Source organism: Lentzea sp. NPDC055074 (genome assembly GCF_053608005.1).
The window spans coordinates 1-16947 of record NZ_JBSGUQ010000026.1; the positions used below are offsets into that span (position 1 = coordinate 1).

The following is a 16947-nucleotide window of genomic DNA, read 5'->3' on the forward strand; positions in this document are numbered from 1 at the left end:
CATCAACCCGCGAACAGCGCTGGCCCCCTGATCAGATTGCCGGGGGTCTGGGGGCAGAGCCCCCAGGGGAAGCACGCAACGCAACCACGCCGCCCTCAACCCACCCCACGCAGATCAGCGCGAAGGATCCAAAACGAGCTTGCCCGCAGTCCGACGCGACCGCAGATCCTCATGCGCCTGCCGGATCTCACCCAGCCCGTACTCCCCACCGGGAACAGCCTTCAACCGACCATCCACAACAAGCTGGAACAGCTCGGCCATAGCCCGATGCGCCAACGTCCCGTGCTCAGCATCAGAAACCTTCAGCGCGTGGGGCAGCCACATACCCGCAACGGCCGTGGAGTGCACCAGCAGTGCCCCGAGGTCGACCGGCTTCGGCCTTTCGCGCGAGGCCATGCCGTAAAACGCAAGGCGCCCGAACGGAGCCAGCGCCACCAACGACTGGTCAGTGGTCGTTCCTCCGGTCATGTCCAGCACAACATCGACCCGACGGCCACCGTTGGCTTCCTTCAAAGCAGCGGTCATGTCCTCGGCACGCGAGTCGATCGCGACGTCCGCCCCGAGATCGAGCGCCAGCTTCCGCTTCTCCTCGGAAGAAGCAGTGGCGATGACCCGCCCGGCACCCCACAGCTTGGCCAGCTGCACGGCGATCGTGCCCACACCACCGGCGGCGGCGTGAACGACGACCGACTCACCGGCCTCCATGTGGGTCGACTTCCGCAGCAACAACCACGCCGTGGCGCCCTGCACGACCAACGACAGCGCGGTCAGGTCGTCCACACCGTCGGGAACGTCGAAGGTGGTCAGCAAAGGCGCGACGGCCTTCTCCGCGTAGCCGCCGGAGTTCTTGGTCAGCGCCACGACACGGCGTCCGTCGGCGGTCGACCCGACGACCTCGCCGCCGGGGACGAGCGGCAGCTCCATCTTCGCCAGGTAGGAGTTCTCCGCCTGGTGCGTGTCCGCGTAGTTCAGTCCAGCACGTGAAACGTTGATCAGCACCTCGCCCTCGCCCGCGACGGGGTCGGGCAGCTCCACCTGCTGAAGGACCTCGGGCCCGCCGAACTCGGTGATCTGGATGGCACGCACGGTCAGTTCTCCTCAAGCGCGATGGAAACGGGGTCCAGGGAGGCGGCACCGATGCGCGAGCCGTCGGCGGCGCGCGGGCCGGGCGGGTTGCGGAAGCCGAACGGCTCCGACGCGCGACCGGCCTGGACGAACCAGGCCTCGCCCGTCCCCGTCCCCTCCACGATGGACATGAAGCCGTCCACCACGTCGGACACCGGGATGATCGGCATGCCGATCTCCTCCAGCGTCGACCGCAGCGGCACGATGATGTTGGTGTCGGCGAACCCGGGACACAGCGCGTTCACGCGCACGTCGGGATAAGCGCCACCGAGCGAACGCACGAGACCGACGACGGCGGCCTTGTTCGCGCCGTAGACGGGGTCGCCGGGCATGGCCATGAGGCCTGCCATCGACGCCGTGGCGATGATCTGGCCGCCGCGCTTGCGCACCTCGGGCAACGCGTAGTGCGCGCCGTAGACGACGCCGTCGAGGTTGATGGCCATCGCACGGCGGTAGGTCTCGACGTCGAAGTCGTCGCCCAGGGAGCACCCGGTGCCGATGCCGGCGTTCAGGAACGCGATGTCGAGCCCGCCGAACTCGCGCACGGCGACGGCGACGGCCTCGGCCGAGTCCTGGGCCTGGGTCACGTCGCACCGCACGAACACGCCGCCGATCTCATCGGCTACGGCTTTGCCCTGGTCGGCGTCCACGTCCGCGACCACGACGTGCACGCCGAGCGATGCCAGACGCCGGGCGGACGCGGCGCCGATGCCGTTGGATCCGCCGGTGATGAGCGCGACCTTGCCGGTGAAGTCCACGGGCACCTGCCTCCTCGTATTGCCACATTCCGACCAGTCGGTATGGTCGTCCGCACAGACCTGGACGTCAAGCGGACTGATAGGTACGTTACTAAGCGCTTGCTTAGCTCACCACCTCTCACCGAAACCGAAGGAGGACCCGTGGCCGACAGGGTTGCGATCGTCACCGGCGCGGCTCGTGGCATCGGCGCCGCGGTCGCGCAGCGTCTTGCCGCGGACGGCCTGGCCGTCGCGTTGCTCGACCTCGACGAGCAGGGCGTGCTCGACGGCGCCGACAAGATCGTCGCGAGCGGTGGGCGCGCCATCGGCCTCAAGGTCGACGTGGCGGACGAGGAGCAGGTCAACGCCGCGGTCGCGAAGGTCGCCGAGGAGCTCGGCGCGCCGACCGTGCTGATCAACAACGCGGGCGTGCTGCGCGACAACCTGCTGTTCAAGATGACCTCCGCAGACTGGGACACCGTCATGAACGTCCACCTGCGCGGTGCGTTCCTGATGAGCAAGGCCGTGCAGGCGTTCCAGACGAAGGAAGGCTTCGGCCGCATCGTCAACCTGTCGAGCACGAGCGCCCTCGGCAACCGCGGCCAGGCGAACTACTCCGCCGCCAAGGCCGGTCTGCAGGGCTTCACGAAGACCCTCGCGATCGAGCTCGGCAAGTTCGGCGTCACGGTCAACGCGATCGCGCCCGGTTTCATCGCCACCGAGATGACCAAGGCGACGGCCGAGCGCATGAAGATCCCGTTCGAGGACTTCCTCACTGGTGCGGCGCAGGCGATCCCGGTCGCGCGCGTCGGCCAGCCCGAGGACATCGCGCACACCGCGTCGTTCCTCGTGAGCGAGGGCGCCGGGTTCGTGTCCGGCCAGGTCATCTACGTCGCCGGCGGACCGAAGGACTGAGGGCCATGCGCGCATTCGAGACCATCGACGAGCTGGTCGCCGCCAAGGGCGAGCACCTCGGGTTCGGCGAGTGGCACGAGGTCACGCAGGAGCAGGTCAACCTGTTCGCCGACGCGACGCTCGACCACCAGTGGATCCACATCGACGTCGAGAAGGCCGCCAAGGGCCCGTTCGGCGGACCGGTGGCGCACGGCTACCTGACGTTGTCGCTGGTGCCGTACCTGGTGCGGGACGTCTACACCGTCAAGAACATCAAGATGGGCGTGAACTACGGCAGCAACAAGGTCCGCTTCCCGCAGCCGGTGCTGGTCGGCGCCAGGGTGCGCGGCGGGGTCGAGCTGCTCGACGTCACGGACATCGCGCTGGGCAAGCAGCTCGTGACCAAGGTCGTCATCGAGATCGAGGGCAGCGACAAGCCCGCGTGCGTCGCCGAGATCGTCAGCGTGATCGTGCCCTGATCAGGGCCTGAGGCTGTGGATCAGCAGGTCCGCGTAGTGCTCCGCCAGCCGTCCGGGCGGCATGTCGCCGTCCGGGCGGTACCAGGTGCCGAGCTGGTGCAACGAGCCGAAGAAGTAGTAGGTGGCCACGTCGGCGGGCACGTCGGCGCGGAAGATGCCGCCCTGCTGCCCTTCCTCGATCAGAGCGCGGAACCGCTCGTGGTAGCGCCGCCGTTCGGCCCGCACCTCCTTCTGCTTCTCGGCCGAGAGGTGGTTCATCGAGCGGAAGAACACCTTGGCGGCGTCGAAGTCGTCGACGCTCGTGACGATGACGTCGATCGCGGCCTCGCGGAGGCGTTCGGTGACCGAGCCGGTGCTCGACGCGATCTTCTCCAGGTGCTCGGTCTGCAAGCGCAGCAACCGCCCGTAGATCTCGTGCAGCAGGTCGTCCTTCGACCCGAAGTAGTGGTACATAGCGCCTTTGGTGACACCGGCGTGCTCCACGATCTCCTGCACGGCGACGCGTTCGTACCCCTTGTCCGCGAACAGGCGGGTGGCGGCGTCGATCAGTCTTTCAGGCACGGTCACGTTCGGAGCGTACCTCCCGACCAAGGAGAATCCAGGCAATGATCAGCGGCTGGACCGTGGTCGTCGACCGCGGCAACCTCACCGAAACCGAAGTGCTGCACGACGAAACTTCCCCGTCGTCCGACCTGTCGGACTGCGAGGTGCTGCTCCGCGTGAGCCGGGTGGGCCTCACCGCCAACAACGTCACGTACGGCGTGATCGGCGACCTGATCGGCTACTGGCGCTTCTTCCCCGCGGGCGGGGACGGCCAGGGCGTGGTGCCGGTGTGGGGCTTCGCCGACGTCGTCGACTCCACTGTGGACGCACTGCCCGCCGGCACGCGCGTCTACGGCTACCTGCCGATGGCGAGCCACCTCGTCGTGCGCGCTCGCCTGACCTCGTCCGGTTTCGTGGACACCGCCGACCACCGCGCCGACCTGCCGGCCGTCTACAACAGCTACCTGGTCACCTCGCAGGACCCGGCGTACGACGAGTCGCTCGAGAACCTGCAGGTCCTGTACCGGCCGCTGTTCCTCACGTCGTTCCTGCTGGCCGACCAGCTGGTGGACAACGACTTCCACGGCGCCCGGACCGTGGTGATCTCGTCGGCGTCGAGCAAGACCGCGTTCGGCACCGCGCAGTGCCTTCGCGGTCAGGGCGTGCGAGTCGTGGGGCTCACCTCGCCCCGAAACGTGGAGTTCACCGAGGGCCTCGGCCTCTACGACACCGTGCTCCCCTACGACGCTTCGGTGGACGTCGAACCGTCGGTCTACCTGGACTTCAGCGGGTCGGCCGACGTGCGGTCGGCGCTGCACGACCGCCTCGGTGCGGAGCTGAAGAAGGACGTCTCGATCGGGCTGACCCACAAGACGGCGTCGCAGGACCCGCGCTCGGAGTTCTTCTTCGCGCCGGAGCAGCTGCGCAAGCGGACCGCGGACTGGGGCTCCGACGGGCTGGCCCAGCGGTTCGGCGAGGCGTGGCGGGGCTTCACGGCCCAGGCCGGTGGCTGGGTCGGCGTGGTCGAGCACAGCGGGCCGGAGGAGCTGGCCGAGGTGTGGCAGGCGGTGCTGGCGGGCAGGACGAGCCCGGACAGCGCCGACGTGATCACCTTCTGACTTCGCGGCGGGACGCCGTCCGGGTCTGCACGGTCGAGATCGACCGGAGTCCTCCGAACAGGTGATCTCACCGCCGGATCAGGCCGCCCAGCAGCCCCGCGATGTTGAACGCGTCGTCGTGGCCGCGGTGGTGCGTGCCGTCGAGCCTCTGCCCGGCGAGCCGCACCGCCTCGGCCATCCCGACCTCCCGCGGCAGCGCGTGCACCAGCGCGAACAACGTCTTGACGTTCAGGTGCCGGGGCCCGAACGGGTACCGGACCCCGAAGTCCGCGCACTGCCGCTCGAACATCTTCCGGTCGTAGTCGCCGTACGAGGCCCACACCCGGCGATCCGACCGGAACTCCTTGCGCAGCAGGGCACAAGCCTCGGCGAACGACACACCGTCCGCGACCTGCGAAGCGGTCAGCGTCGTCAGCTCCGTGCAGAAAGGACTGACGGCGGACCGCGAAGGCCGCACCAGCACCGAACGCCGCTCGCCCCGCGTCCCGGACGCCACCGAGAGCGGGCAGATCCCGATCTCGATGATCTCCGAGACCTCACCGGGCGGCGGCGAGCCCTCCCAACAGGTCGACTCCACGTCGACCACCAGCACCTCGTCCAACGCGATCACGCGTTGATCGTCCCCCACGCGTCTACTGGAATACGACGACCGGCAGCACCACGATCTCGCCGGTGGCGGCGTTCCACGACTGGACCTTGCCCAGGCAGCGCGCGTTGAACTGGCCGGGTGGCAGCGTGTCGCGCAGGCTCCCCCGGTCGCACTCCACCCGCACACGGTGCTCACCCACGGGCGCCAGCAGCACCGCCGGATCGTCCCCGTCGCCGACCTCGAAACGGCCGCGCAACGACACGTAGTCGCGGATGTCGTTGAGACGCTTGGCTTTTCCCCGCCGCCACGCCTCGTCCGCGCGGATCGTGGCGGTCGTCAGGTCGACGTCGACCACGCCGTGGCCCGCACGCAGACCTGCCAGCACGACGCCGATCACGTCGATCTCCGTGGCCGGCTTCTCGTAGGTGTCGGTGTTCTGCTCGACCACCGAGCCGTCGACGCCGATGCCGAACTCGCTCGGGCCCACCTGCAGCTTGCCGTTCTTGGTGACGGTGATCTGCTTGACGAACTGCCGGGTGACGGCGTCGTCGTAACGGCCGATCTTGCAGAGGTTGATCATCCGCTGACCGTGCACGTAGAACAGCAGGCCGGGCACCTCGGGTTCCGGCTCGCGGCGGCGCATCCACTGCCACGCCAGCACGACGGCCACGACCAGCGACACGAGCGTCGCCGCCCACAGCAGGATCCAGCCCCACGAGACGGACCACCAGAGAGCTCTATCGACAGCCACGGATCTCCCTCACCGCCTCCAGCAACGACTTCGCGCCCGCCTCCACGAGTCGGCCGCCGCTCGCCTGCGCGACCCGGTCCAGCTCCGCCGTCGAGGCCTCGCCGAACCGGATCGGGAACACCGGTACCTCTCCCCTGCCGACCCGCAGGAACTCGTCCACCGACGGGCCCGCGTTGTTCTCACCGTCGGTCATCAGCACCACGGCCGTCTCGCCGCGGGCCAGTTGCAACGCTCGGTCCAGCGCGGCCCAGATCGCCGTGTTGTCCCGCAGGTCCTCGGACGCCACGACGGACAGCAACGCGTCCAGGTCCTCGCGGCCGCGCACGGTGATCGAGCGCTCCTCCAGCACGGCGCCCGCGAACCGGATGATCGTCACGGTCTCGCCGACGTAGAAGCGGTCGAACCCGTTGAGCGACGCGAAAGCCTCCTTCAGGCCGGCGAGCCGGGCGCCCCGCATGGACGTCGAGTAGTCCAGCACGAAGACCACCTGACGACCGTCGCCCGCGCGGTCGTGGAACAGCAGCAGCCGGTCGATCACCTCGGGGCTGTCCGGGAAGTAGAGCGCGGTGCCGAGGTCGGCGCGCAGCTTCTCGTGGCGCACCACGGAGGGTTCGACGGGCCGGCGCCAGGTGCGGTCGGCGATCATCTGCTGGGCCGCGGGCGACCGAAGCCACTCCACGACCCGGTCGTACGCGGCCCGGTGCGCGGGTTCCAGCAGCATCAACGGGTAGTCCGACAGGATGATTCCGTCGCGCGGGTAGACGATCTCCAGCGGTTCCCGCAGCTTGCCCGAGGCGTTGAGCGACAACAACTCCGACTCGTGCGCGACCAGTCCGTCCACATCGGACCTGCGGACGAACTCACCGACCGGGTCCGGCACGTCGAACGCGCGTCCGGCGAGGAACCCCTGCAGGCGGTCGCAGCTCACGTCCCCGGGCTTCAGCGGCGCGCCCGTGCCCGCGGCCGCCGTCGCCACGCCGATCAACGCGGCCATCCCGCCACCGGACACCCGCGGATCGGCCATGCCGTAGCGGAACCGGCCCTGCGCGGCCTGGTCCGCCACGTCCGCCCACGTCGGCCGTTCGCCCAGCACAGCCCGCTTCGACTTCGTCACGCCAAGCACCACCGGGGACGTCATGATGCTCGACGCCAGCTCCGGTTCGGCGCCGCGCAGCCGCAGGAACCGGGCCGTGGACAGCCAGGCCAGGTCGAACCCGGCGAGCGACGAGCTCGCCTCCACCGTGCCGCGGTGCTCCACCGCCAGCTCGACCCCGGTGGCCTTCCTCAGCTCCGCCAGCACCGGCCCGAGATCGGCGAGTTCGGCGCTCGCCAGCACCTTCAGCCGGACCGGCGGCGGTGTGCTCGGCGTGCACGCCGCCAGCAGGAGCAGCACCACCAGAGCCAGAGCCCTCATTTGCAGTCGCCGACGACGTCGAGCATGCGCTCGAACAGCTCCGCCTTGGGCAGCTGCACCCTGCCCTCCGCACCCTCCGGCGGTTCCGGCAGCCCGCGACCGGCGATGTAGCTGCCGAAGTCGGTGCCGGTCTCCCCGTTCCAGCCCAGTGAGTGGAAGCCCAGCTCGACCGCGCGCTGCCGCAGTTCGGGGTCGTTCATCATCAGCTCGCCGATGCGGTCGCCCTCGGGCGTGAACGAGATCAGCTCGGGCGTGCTCTGGTGCTGCTTCGTCGGGTAGAGCAGCACGCGTTCGGTGTCGACGCTCTTCTGCCGCAACTGGTAGGCGATGTACTGGTGCTCGTAGATCACCGCGATGACGGCGTGCGTGCGGCCCTCCGGGACGAAGTACTTCGGAGCCATGTCCTCGCCGGCCTGGCCCTGTGCGTCGACGTACGGCTTGACGTCCAGTGCCAGTTTCTCCGCGGCTTCGAGGGTCTGCGGCGGTTCGTCACCGAAGGCGGTGCCGAAGAACCCGACGAGCGTGGCGCCCGAGTAGGCCTTGCAGGGGTCCGGCGACTGCACGATGACCCGGTTGCCGTTGCTCAGGCCGAGGTCGTTCCACCGCTTGCCCGCGTCGGCCAGACGCTTGAGCTTGACCATGTCGAGGGTGTAGTAGAGCGGCTTCTCGGTCTGGTCGTGCGGTGTCGCGACTCCCTCGCTCTTCAGCGCCTCGGCGTACTCGCGGAACGTGGCGAGCACGACCGGGGTGAAGAACGGCCGGTACGGCACGACGTGCTTCCCGGCCCGGCGGGTCTTCACGTGCTCGTTCGCCACGTGGCCGGACGGGAACACGAAGTGGTACGAGTCGAGGTCGGGCTTGTCGGCCAGGTCGCGCGACCCGATCGGCGTCACGTGCACCTGGTAACCGCGCGCCATCAGGATGCGCTTGACCTGCTCGTCCTGGAAGAAGTCGCGCTTGGACGCGAACAGCGCCCGCACCACCGTGACAGAGCGGAACGGGCCGGTGATGTGCCCTGACACCAGCAGCACCACCAGCCCGCACACGAACACCGCCAGCGGCGGCACGAACCACAGCAGGAACCGTCTTCGCGGGTCGACGACCTTGAACTCGGGCTCCCGCACGGCTCCCCCTGATGTCAGACGATCACAGCACCACCGTCGACGACGAGCGTCTCGCCCGTAACGTAACCGCCCGCCGGGGAGGCCAGGAACAAAACGGCCGAAGCGAGCTCCTCCGGATCACCGATTCGCCCGGATGGCAGCGTCGCCTGGATCTTCTCCAGGTACCCCGGCGGGTACTGGTCGGTCATCTCCGACTCGAAGAAGCCCGGGCAGATCGCGTTGACGCGGATGCCCTTGCGCCCGGTCCACTGCTGCGCCAGGTCCCGCGTGAGGCCGAGCAGACCGGCTTTCGACGCCGAGTACGCGGCCTGCGGGATGCCGCCGGTCACGAGGCCGAGCACGCTGGAGATGTTGATGATCGAGCCGCCGGACTTCATGACCGACGCGGCCGCCTGCGCCATCCAATAGGCGCCGTTGAGGTTCACGTCCAGGACACCTCGGAACTCCTCCGGCGTCTCGCGCGAGGCGGGGACGGCCGACGCGACACCGGCGTTGTTCACGAGCACCGCGACCGTGCCGAACTCCGCCGCCGCACGTGCGACCTCGCGGCAGTCCTCGGGCTTCGACACGTCCGCCTGCACGACCAGCGCGCGCTGCCCGGTGGCCTCGACGAGCGCGGCCGTGTCCTTCAGCTTGTCCGCGCGGCGGGCGGCGAGCACGATGTCCGCGCCCGCCTCCGCGAGTGCCTTGGCGAACGCGACACCCAGACCGGAGGACGCGCCGGTGACGATCGCGACCTTCCCGTCGAGGCGGAACTTGTCGAGGATTCCCACTACGAAAGCCTTTCCAGGATGATCGCCATGCCCTGACCGCCGCCGACGCACATCGTCTCGAGGCCGAACTGGGCGTCACGGGCCTGCATGCCGTTGATCAGCGTCGTCATGATCCGCGCGCCGGTCGAGCCGAACGGGTGGCCCAACGCGATCGCGCCACCGTGCACGTTCAGCTTGTCGATGTCGATGCCCAGCGCGCGCTGGGATCCGAGCACCTGCACGGCGAACGCCTCGTTGATCTCCACCAGGTCGATGTCCGAAATGGACAGACCGGCGTGACCCAGGGCCTGCTTCGTGGCCTCGACGGGGCCGAGGCCCATGATCTCCGGTGAGAGACCCGAGACACCGGTGGACACGATGCGCGCCAACGGGGTCAGCCCGAGCTCCCGCGCCCGCACGTCGCTCATGATCACGACAGCGGCCGCGCCGTCGTTGAGCGGGCAGCAGTTGCCCGCGGTGATCGTGCCTTCGGGCCGGAAGACGGGCTTGAGCGAGGACACCGACTCGTACGTGACGCCGGCGCGCGGGCCGTCGTCCGTGGAGACCACCGTGCCGTCGGGCAGCGTCACGGGCGTGATCTCGCGGGCGAAGAACCCGTCCGCGATCGCCTTCTCCGCGAGGTTCTGCGACCGCACGCCGAACTCGTCCTGGTCGTGCCGCGAGATGCCCATCTGCGTCGCGACGTTCTCGGCCGTCTGGCCCATCGCGATGTAGTAGTCGGGCAGCCGCCCGTCGAGGCGCGGGTCGGTCCACGGCGCGTTGGACGCGGCCGTGTCCAGAGTCCGTTGCTGTGCCTCGTCGAACAGCGGGTTGAACGACGGCGCGCCCGCGTGCATGTACCGGGAGACGCACTCGACGCCGGCAGAAACGAACCCGGTGCCCTCCCCCGCCCTGATGGCGTGGAAGGCCATCCGCGCGGTCTGCACGGAGGACGCGCAGAACCGGTTGACCGTCGTGCCGGGCAGGCCGTCGTGCCCGAGCTGCACGGCGACGCGACGCGCGATGTTCTGGCCGTGCTCGTCCTGCGGCTCGGCACACCCGAGGTGCAGGTCGGTGATCTCGGACGCCGGAATGTCGCCCAGCGCCGCGGAGATCACCTGCGCGGCCAGGTCGTCCGGGCGCAGCGAGACCAGGGAACCCTTGCGGGCACGGCCGATCGGCGACCGGGCGGTGGAGACGATGACTGCTTCGGGCATGCCGTTCTCCTTACAGGCCCAGGTCGCGGCCGATGAGTTCCTTCATGATCTCGTTGGAGCCCGCCCAGATCTTCGTGACGCGGGCGTCCATCCACGCGCGGGCGACGCGGTACTCGGTCATGTAGCCGTAGCCGCCGTGCAGCTGCACGCAGGCGTCGATGACCTCGTTCTCGATGTCGGCGCTCCAGTACTTCGCCTGCGCAGCCTCGACCGGGCTGAGCTCGCCGCGCACGTGCTGCATCGTCAGCGTGTCGATGAACGCCTGCGAGACGTCCAGCTTGGTGCGCAGCTCGGCGAGCAGGAACTTGTTGTGCTGGAACTTGCCGATCGCCTGCCCGAAGGCCTTGCGCTCCTTGACGTACTCCAGCGTCTCCTCGAAGACGCCCTGCGCGTGCGCCAGGTTCGAGATGGCGCCACCGATCCGCTCCTGCGGCAGGCGTTCCATCATGTAGATGAAGCCCTGGCCCTCCTCGCCGATGACGTGCTCCTGCGACAGGCGCACGTCGGAGAAGAACAGCTCCGCGGTGTCGGACGGGTGCTGGCCGACCTTGTCGAGCTTGCGGCCGCGCTCGAAGCCGGGCATGCCGTTCTCGACGGCGAACAGCGTGATGCCGCGCGCGCCCTTGGACGGGTCGGTGCGGGCCGCGACGACGATCATGTCGGCGGTGTAGCCGTTGGTGATGAACGTCTTGGAGCCGTTGAGGATCCAGTCGTCACCGTCGCGCACGGCGTTGGTCTTCAGCGCCGCGAGGTCGGAGCCGCCGGACGGTTCGGTCATCGCGATGCCGGTCTTGATCTCACCGGTGCACATGCCGGGCAGCCAGCGCTGCTTCTGCGACTCGGTGCACAGGTCGACGAGGTAGGGCGCCACGACGTCGCCGTGGATGCCGAGCGATGACGCGACCGCGGCGTTGACCCGGCACAGCTCCTCGGCGAAGACGGTGTTGAAGCGGTAGTCGTTCGCTCCGCTGCCGCCGTACTCCTCGGGGATCTCGAGGCCCAGCAGGCCCTGGCGACCGGCCTCCAGCCACACGTCCCGGTCGATCACCCGCTGCTCGATGAACTTCTCGACGTTCGGCGTGATCGTGCGCTCGACGAACGCCTTCGCCGACTCCCGGAACGCGGCGTGATCCTCGTTGAACAGCGTCCGCTGCACGACTACCTCCATACTAAGCGGTTGCTTAGAGCTAAGCGCCCGCTTAGCGTGCAGTACTATCCACCACCTGTCAACACGCGAGGAGCGACCCGATGACGACGACCGGACTGGACGGGTTCTCACTGCTCGACGAGACCTGGCGCGCCGTCACCCCGGACGCCGCCCGCCGGATGCTCATCGCCGCCGTCCAGGCGTTCGCGAGCAAGGGATACCACGCCACGACGACCCGCGACATCGCCTCACTGGCCGGAATGTCGCCGGCGGCCGTGTACATCCACTACCGGTCCAAAGAGGAGCTTCTCTTCAACATCTCGCTCGTCGGCCACGAGACCTCGCTCGCACTGCTGTCGTCGATCGAGGGCAACGACGCGACGGACCGGCTGAAGAACGCGGTGGCGGCGTTCGCGGGGTGGCACGCGGAGTTCCACACGACGGCGCGGGTGGTGCAGTACGAGCTCGGCGCGCTCTCTCCAGAACACCACGAACAGGTGGCGGGGCTGCGCCGGCAGATCGAGCGGCGGATGCGGTCCTACATCGCGGACGGCGTCGCGGAGGGCGTGTTCGACGTCCCGGACCTCAAGGGCGCGACCCTGGCCGTGCTGTCGCTGTGCATCGACGTCGCGCGCTGGTACCAGCCGAGCGGGAAGCGGACCCCGGACGAGATCGGCGCGATGTACGCCGACCTCGTCCTGAGGATGGTCCGGCCCGCTAGCTGACCGACTTCCTGCCGTACATCCCGGCGACGACCGAGACGCCGATCGCGGCGACCACGATCTGGACGATGAGCTCGATCCAGTCGATGCCGGGCGTGTCCTCCACGCCGAGCAGGCGCGCGATCCACGTGCCGATGAACGCGGCCACGATGCCGACGATGATCGTCAGCCAGATCGGGATGCCCTGCTTGCCCGGCGCGAACAACCGGCCGAGCACGCCCAGGATCAGTCCGATGACGAGCGCACCGATGATGCTGCCGATGCCCATGACCGCCTCCTCCGCGATGATTTCGGAACTAGGCCGAGATCATCCCTTCAGAGGACGGTCCGTGCAGCGTGAGGAGTAGTGCGTTCGACCTTTCGGGTGCTACCAGCGGCTGCCGGAGACCTGGCTCATCCACTGGTTGATCGTCGCGGTCCAGTCCGTGCCGACGGCCTGCTGGTGCGACACGGCGAAGCGGCCGTACGCGTCGCCGCCCGCGCGGAGGAGACCCGCGCGCTTGTCGGCCTCGAGGATCACGTGCAGCTCACCCGGCGTCGTGACGAAGGTCAGCTCGACCTGCTTGACGCGGCCCGCGAACTGCGGCGGCGGGTAGAACTCGATCTCCTGGTAGAACGGCAGCTGCTGCGGCACGCCGTGGATGCGGCCCTTCTCGTTGTCCGCCTTGGTGAAGCGGAAGCCCATGTGCCCGAACGCCTGGAGCACGGCGTCCTGCGACGGCAGCGGGTGCACCCAGATCGGGTCGAGGTCACCGGGGTCGACGGCGCCGCGGACCTCGAGCTCGGTGCGCAGGCCCAGCTGCATGCCGTTGAGCTGCGTGCCGCCCACGACGTTGAGCGGGCACTCGAACGGCACCGGGACCTGGAACGGCAGCGAGAGGTTCTGGTGCGGCTGGGCCACGATCCGCTGGCCCACGGAGAACTTGTGGAACTCCATGTTGGTGTTGTACTCGTTGTCGCCGCTCTCGACCTCGACGCGGGTGAGCAGCGCGAGCGTGACGTGGTCGATCTCGGCAGGGTGATCGCCGCCGGCGATGCGCACCTCACCGGACAGCACCTCGCCGGGCCTGACGTTGGGGTTGGTCAGCACCGTGTCGACAGTCGGCCCGCCCACACCGAACGCGCGCATCATCCTCTTGAACACCACTGCGGCCTCCTGAAGCCCTTGCATGTTTGCGGGGAGTCTGCCAACTGGATCGCCCGTTTGCGGGGAAGTGTTCCGTTGACGCCTCAGTACCCCGATCGGTTCCGTATGGACTTCCGTTGACTTCAGATGGCAACATGCGACCGCCGTCACATACTAAGCGGTCGCTCAGGAGGTTTCCCGTGCTGCTCGTCGCCAACCGGGGTGAGGTGGCTGTCCGCGTTCTGCGCGCAGCCGCCGACCTGGGGATTCGTACCGTGGCGGTGTACGCGGAGGACGACGCTTCCTCGCTCCACGTGACCCTCGCGGACCGTGCCGTTGCGCTGCACGGGCCCTCTCCGTACCTCGACGTCGATCAACTGCTGGACGCGGCGCAGGGCTGCGTCGCGGTGCATCCGGGGTGGGGATTCCTGTCCGAGAACGCCGAGTTCGCTCGGGCGTGTTCCGCGCGCGGACTGGCCTTCGTCGGGCCGTCCGCTGACGTTCTGGAACTGCTCGGTGACAAGCGGCGAGCACGGGAACTGGCCGCCTCACTGGGGATCCCGGTGCTGGACGCGGAACCCGGCTCGTACCCGGTGATGGTGAAGGCGGTCGCCGGGGGCGGCGGCAAGGGCATGCGCGCCGTGCTGCGCGCGGAGGACCTCGACAGCGCGGTCGAGGCGTGCCGGGCGGAGGCGCTGGCGGCGTTCGGGGTCGGCGACGTCTACCTCGAACGCCTGATGCCCTCCGCCCGGCACATCGAGGTGCAGCTCGTCGGGACCTCGGTGATCGGCGACCGCGACTGCTCGCTGCAGCTGCGGCACCAGAAGGTCGTGGAGATCGCGCCCGCTCCCCTGCTGGACCCGGTGCTGCGCAAGGCCCTGCACTCGGCGGCGGTGGCGATCGCGTCCGCTGTGGACTACAAGGGCGTCGGGACGGTGGAGTTCCTGGTGTCCGGGGACTCGTTCGCGTTCCTGGAGGTCAACCCGCGGCTGCAGGTCGAGCACACGGTGACCGAGATGGTGTCCGGTGTGGACCTCGTGCGCACGCAGCTGCTGCTCGCGTGGGGCGGCGACGTCGACTACACGCCCCACGACCGCGGTGCCGCCGTGCAGGTGCGCCTGAACCAGACCTCGGGCGGCGTGCTGTCGTCGTTCGGGCTGCCGTCCGGGCCCGGGATCCGCGTCGACACGCACGGGTACGTCGGTCACCGGGTCGGCACCCGGTACGACGGGCTGCTCGCGAAACTCGTGGTGCACGGCGAGGACCTGGACATCGCCCTGAACCGGGCACGGCGGGCGCTGGGCGAGTTCCGGGTGGAGGGCGTGTCCACGAACCTCGAGTTCCTGCGGTCGTTGCTGACGCGCGACATCGTCGGCGCCACCACCGACTTCATCGTCGAGGAGCCCACCTCGGGCATGCGAGCCCCGCTGGCCGGCACGGTGGTGGCCGTCGACGCCGACTCCGTGGTGCTCGAAGCGATGAAGATGCAGCACGTCGTGCGGATCTCCGGCGAGGTGCTGGTGTCGGTGGGCGACACCGTGGCCGAGGGCCAGGTGCTGGCGTCCGGCGTCGGGGAGTTTGTTGAGGACGTCTCTGCCGTCGACCTCGAACACGTGCGGCCGGACCTGGCCGAAGTGCTGGTGCGGCACGACTTCGAGCGCCCCGATGCCGCCGCTCGCCGGCACGCCCGGGGTGGCCGGACCGCGCGCGAGAACATCGCGGACCTCTGTTCGGACTTCGTCGAGTACGGCGGCCTGGCGATCGCCGCGCAGCGGCAGCGACGTTCGCTGGAGGACCTGATCGAACGCACGCCCGCCGACGGCATGGTGGCGGGCATCGGCGTGGTCAACGGCTCGCGGGTCGTGGCGATGTCCTACGACTACGCCGTGCTCGCCGGCACTCAGGGCCTGCGCAACCACCAGAAGAAGGACCGGCTCTTCGCGCTGGCGCAGCAGGAGAACCTGCCGGTGGTGCTGTTCGCCGAGGGTGGTGGCGGACGGCCGGGCGACACCGACCACAGCATGGTCAGCGGCCTCGACTGCGGCTCGTTCCACGCGTTCGCGCAGCTCAGCGGGCAGGTGCCCTTGGTCGGCGTGGTCGCGGGGCGGTGCTTCGCGGGCAACGCGGTGCTGCTGGGCACCTGCGACGTGATCATCGCCGTCGAGGGCGCGAACATCGGCATGGGCGGGCCCGCGATGATCGAGGGCGGCGGGCTCGGCGTGTTCCGGCCGGAGGACATCGGGCCGTTGGACGTGCAGGTGCCCAACGGCGTGGTGGACATCGCGGTGGCCTCGGAGGAGGAGGCGGTGGCCGTCGCCAAGAAGTACCTCTCGTACTTCCAGGCTCCCGCAGGCGTCCCCTCGACGAGTGCGCAGCCTTCGCCCGCGCGCCCTGGGGGACCCCTGGATTCAATTATCCCAGACAGCACCGACAATTCCTGGGCCTGCGCGGACCAGCGCCTCCTCCGCCACGCCATCCCCGAGAACCGCCTCCGCGCCTACGACGTCCGCTCCCTCATCACGACCCTCGCCGACACCGACTCGGTCCTCGAGCTCCGCGAAGGCTTCGGCAAAGCGATCATCACCGCCCTGGTCCGCGTCGAGGGCCGCCCGATCGCCCTGATCGCCAACGACCCCAAGGTCAACGGCGGCGCCATCGACGCCGACGCCGCCGACAAGTGCGCCCGCTTCCTCCAGCTCGCCGACGCGTTCGACATCCCGGTCGTCTCGCTGACCGACACCCCGGGCTTCATGGTCGGCCCGGACGCCGAACGCACCGCCACCGTCCGACACCTGACCCGCATGGTCGTGACGGGCGCGAACCTCACCGTCCCCTTCGGACTCGTCGTCCTGCGCAAGGCGTACGGCCTCGGCGCCCAGGCCATGGCGGGCGGAAGCCTCAAGGTCCCGCAGTTCGCCCTCTCCTGGCCCACCGGCGAGTTCGGGCCGATGGGCCTCGAAGGCGCCATCAAACTCGGCTTCAAGAAAGAGCTCGACGCCATCGCGGACCCGGACGAGCGCAAGCAGCGCTACGACCAGATGGTCGCGATGGCCTACGAGCACGGCAAAGCCCTCAACGTCGCCTCGGTCTTCGAGATCGACGACGTGATCGACCCGGCCGACACGCGCCGCTGGATCGCCACGGCGCTGGCCCCCTCGACTTCCCGCCCCGCCGGGAAGAAACGCCCGTTCATCGACACCTGGTGAGGA

The 16947-nt window shown here is 69.1% G+C and carries 17 protein-coding genes; 5 read left to right on the forward strand and 12 right to left on the reverse strand.

Annotated elements, in window-relative coordinates; genetic code table 11:
* Positions 1–114: 114 nt before the first annotated feature.
* Both ACWF7A_RS39235 and ACWF7A_RS39240 read right to left on the reverse strand, forming a co-directional pair.
* Complete coding sequence (locus tag ACWF7A_RS39235) at positions 115–1086, reverse strand: quinone oxidoreductase family protein (protein ID WP_452255569.1); 972 nt, start codon at positions 1084–1086, stop codon at positions 115–117.
* Positions 1087–1088: 2 nt separating this feature from the next.
* The gene (locus tag ACWF7A_RS39240) at positions 1089–1889 is read right to left on the reverse strand and encodes an SDR family NAD(P)-dependent oxidoreductase (RefSeq protein ID WP_452255570.1); all 801 of its coding nucleotides are present in this window, start codon (positions 1887–1889) and stop codon (positions 1089–1091) included.
* A gap of 135 nt (positions 1890–2024) precedes the next feature.
* Between ACWF7A_RS39240 and ACWF7A_RS39245 the strand changes: the two genes are divergently transcribed.
* Together ACWF7A_RS39245 and ACWF7A_RS39250 are read left to right on the forward strand one after the other, a co-directional pair.
* Entirely contained in the window at positions 2025–2777 is a 753-nt protein-coding gene (locus tag ACWF7A_RS39245; protein WP_360046760.1) for an SDR family oxidoreductase, read from the forward strand.
* A 5-nt stretch (positions 2778–2782) separates the two neighbouring features.
* Entirely contained in the window at positions 2783–3235 is a 453-nt protein-coding gene (locus ACWF7A_RS39250) for a MaoC family dehydratase (RefSeq protein WP_452255571.1), read from the forward strand.
* Here the strand turns inward: ACWF7A_RS39250 and ACWF7A_RS39255 are convergent, their stop codons facing one another.
* Positions 3236–3802: a TetR/AcrR family transcriptional regulator gene (locus ACWF7A_RS39255; protein ID WP_452255572.1), complete on the reverse strand. Its 567-nt coding sequence runs from the start codon at positions 3800–3802 to the stop codon at positions 3236–3238.
* A gap of 38 nt (positions 3803–3840) precedes the next feature.
* On the opposite strand from ACWF7A_RS39255, the gene ACWF7A_RS39260 reads away from it, so the two are divergent.
* Positions 3841–4896 (forward strand): DUF2855 family protein, encoded by a 1056-nt coding sequence (locus ACWF7A_RS39260; RefSeq protein WP_452255573.1) that lies wholly within the window; start codon positions 3841–3843, stop codon positions 4894–4896.
* A 67-nt stretch (positions 4897–4963) separates the two neighbouring features.
* On the opposite strand, the gene ACWF7A_RS39265 is transcribed toward ACWF7A_RS39260, so the two are convergent.
* Genes ACWF7A_RS39265 through ACWF7A_RS39295 form a run of 7 tightly spaced genes read right to left on the reverse strand, consistent with a single transcriptional unit; the run spans position 4964 to position 11899 of the window.
* Complete coding sequence (locus ACWF7A_RS39265; RefSeq protein ID WP_452255574.1) at positions 4964–5506, reverse strand: exonuclease domain-containing protein; 543 nt, start codon at positions 5504–5506, stop codon at positions 4964–4966.
* A 22-nt stretch (positions 5507–5528) separates the two neighbouring features.
* The gene (locus tag ACWF7A_RS39270; protein WP_452255575.1) at positions 5529–6236 is read right to left on the reverse strand and encodes a hypothetical protein; all 708 of its coding nucleotides are present in this window, start codon (positions 6234–6236) and stop codon (positions 5529–5531) included.
* Entirely contained in the window at positions 6223–7650 is a 1428-nt protein-coding gene (locus ACWF7A_RS39275) for a substrate-binding domain-containing protein (RefSeq protein WP_452255576.1), read from the reverse strand. The genes ACWF7A_RS39270 and ACWF7A_RS39275 overlap by 14 nt, the downstream gene beginning before the upstream one ends.
* Positions 7647–8774, reverse strand: a complete 1128-nt coding sequence (locus ACWF7A_RS39280; RefSeq protein WP_452255577.1) for a hypothetical protein — start codon at positions 8772–8774, stop codon at positions 7647–7649. Before ACWF7A_RS39280 ends, ACWF7A_RS39275 begins: the two co-directional genes overlap by 4 nt.
* Positions 8775–8788: 14 nt before the next feature.
* On the reverse strand, positions 8789–9547 hold the full coding sequence (locus ACWF7A_RS39285) for an SDR family NAD(P)-dependent oxidoreductase (RefSeq protein WP_452255578.1): 759 nt from the start codon (positions 9545–9547) through the stop codon (positions 8789–8791).
* Positions 9547–10743 (reverse strand): acetyl-CoA C-acetyltransferase, encoded by a 1197-nt coding sequence (locus tag ACWF7A_RS39290; protein ID WP_452255579.1) that lies wholly within the window; start codon positions 10741–10743, stop codon positions 9547–9549. Before ACWF7A_RS39290 ends, ACWF7A_RS39285 begins: the two co-directional genes overlap by 1 nt.
* 10 nt (positions 10744–10753) lie before the next feature.
* A complete protein-coding gene (locus ACWF7A_RS39295; protein WP_452255580.1) occupies positions 10754–11899 on the reverse strand; it encodes an acyl-CoA dehydrogenase family protein in 1146 nt (381 codons plus the stop codon).
* Positions 11900–11991: 92 nt separating this feature from the next.
* On the opposite strand from ACWF7A_RS39295, the gene ACWF7A_RS39300 reads away from it, so the two are divergent.
* Positions 11992–12615 (forward strand): TetR/AcrR family transcriptional regulator, encoded by a 624-nt coding sequence (locus tag ACWF7A_RS39300; RefSeq protein WP_452255581.1) that lies wholly within the window; start codon positions 11992–11994, stop codon positions 12613–12615.
* Here ACWF7A_RS39300 and ACWF7A_RS39305 read toward each other — a convergent pair.
* Positions 12608–12880: a GlsB/YeaQ/YmgE family stress response membrane protein gene (locus tag ACWF7A_RS39305; RefSeq protein ID WP_452255582.1), complete on the reverse strand. Its 273-nt coding sequence runs from the start codon at positions 12878–12880 to the stop codon at positions 12608–12610. The genes ACWF7A_RS39300 and ACWF7A_RS39305 overlap by 8 nt on opposite strands.
* A 99-nt stretch (positions 12881–12979) precedes the next feature.
* Positions 12980–13759 (reverse strand): sporulation protein, encoded by a 780-nt coding sequence (locus ACWF7A_RS39310; protein WP_452255583.1) that lies wholly within the window; start codon positions 13757–13759, stop codon positions 12980–12982.
* A gap of 179 nt (positions 13760–13938) precedes the next feature.
* Here ACWF7A_RS39310 and ACWF7A_RS39315 point away from each other — a divergent pair, with 179 nt between their 5' ends.
* Positions 13939–16944, forward strand: coding sequence for a carboxyl transferase domain-containing protein (locus ACWF7A_RS39315; RefSeq protein ID WP_452255584.1), 3006 nt, complete (start codon positions 13939–13941; stop codon positions 16942–16944).
* Positions 16945–16947 lie beyond the last annotated feature (3 nt).